Raw genomic sequence first — 1,322 nt, 5'->3', positions numbered from 1 at the left:
ATGGACCCGCAGCAGCGGCTGCTGCTGGAAACCACCTGGGAGGCGATCGAACGCGCGGCCATCGACCCGGCCGCCCTGCGCGGCAGTCGCACCGGAGTGTTCACAGGTGTCAACTACGCCGACTACGCGGCCGTCGTCGCCCGGTCGGAGGAGGGGGACGGCCACCTGCTCACCGGCAGCGCACCCAGCGTCGTGTCCGGCCGGGTCGCCTACACCCTGGGCCTCGAAGGCCCCGCCGTGACCATCGACACGGCCTGCTCCTCCTCGCTCGTCGCCATGCACGTCGCGGGCCGGGCGCTGCGCGGCGGCGACTGCTCGCTCGCCCTGGTCGGCGGCGTCGCCGTGATGGCGACCCCCGGCGCCCTGATCAGCTTCTCCCGGCAGCGGGGACTCGCCGAGGACGGCCGCTGCAAGGCATTCTCGGACGACGCCGACGGCATGGGCATGGGCGAGGGCGTCGGCGTCCTGCTGCTGGAGCGGCTGTCGGACGCCCGCCGCAACGGACACCCGGTCCTGGCGGTGGTACGCGGCTCCGCCGTCAACCAACGGCCAGACGGCGCCCAACGGCCCCGCCCAGCAGCGGGTGATCCAGGACGCGCTGGCCGGTGCGCGGCTGACCTCGGCCGACGTCGACCTCGTCGAGGGCCACGGCACCGGCACCACCCTCGGCGGGCCCCTGGCCACGTACGGTCAGGACCGGCCCGCCGAACGACCGCTGCTGGTCGGGTCCCTCAAGTCCAACCTCGGTCACGCCCAGGCGGCATCGGGTGTGGCGGGGGTCATCAAGACGGTGCTGTCCATGCACCACGGGCAGGTGCCCCGCACCCTGCACGTCGGCAGGCCCTCCGGCCACGTCGACTGGACGCGCGGCGCGCTGGCCCTCGCGACCGAGCAGCAGCCCTGGCCGCTCCACGGTCGCCCCTTCCGGGCCGGAGTGTCCTCCTTCGGCCTGAGCGGCACCAACGTCCACGCCATCCTCGAACACACCCCCCTGGACGACGACGACCCGCAGGCCGGACGTGTCCCCCTGCCGGCGGTGCCCTGGCTGCTGTCGGCGAGGAGCCTGCGGGCACTGCGCTTCCAGGCCGACCGTCTGCGCGGCCACCTGGACCGCGGCCCCGTGGCCGACCCTCGCGACGTCGGGTCCGCCCTGCACGCGCGCACCGCCTTCGAGTACCGGAAGGCACTGGTCGGGAGCCAGGACCAACTCCGCACCCTGCTGGACCAGATGGCCGACGACGACTCGGGAGCGTGGGACGGCAGCCGCCCGGTCGACGGTCGTTCGGTGTTGGTGTTCCCGGGTCAGGGTTCGCAGTGGGTGG

1 pseudogene is annotated in these 1,322 nt (G+C 74.1%); it reads left to right on the top strand.

The features are described from left to right. A pseudogene (locus tag VR45_RS40795) lies at positions 1–1,322 on the top strand (beta-ketoacyl synthase N-terminal-like domain-containing protein); the annotation flags it as partial.

Source organism: Streptomyces sp. NRRL S-495 (assembly GCF_000966955.1).
Lineage (GTDB): Bacteria > Actinomycetota > Actinomycetes > Streptomycetales > Streptomycetaceae > Kitasatospora > Kitasatospora purpeofusca.
This window is presented reverse-complemented; position numbering and strand designations above follow the sequence as displayed.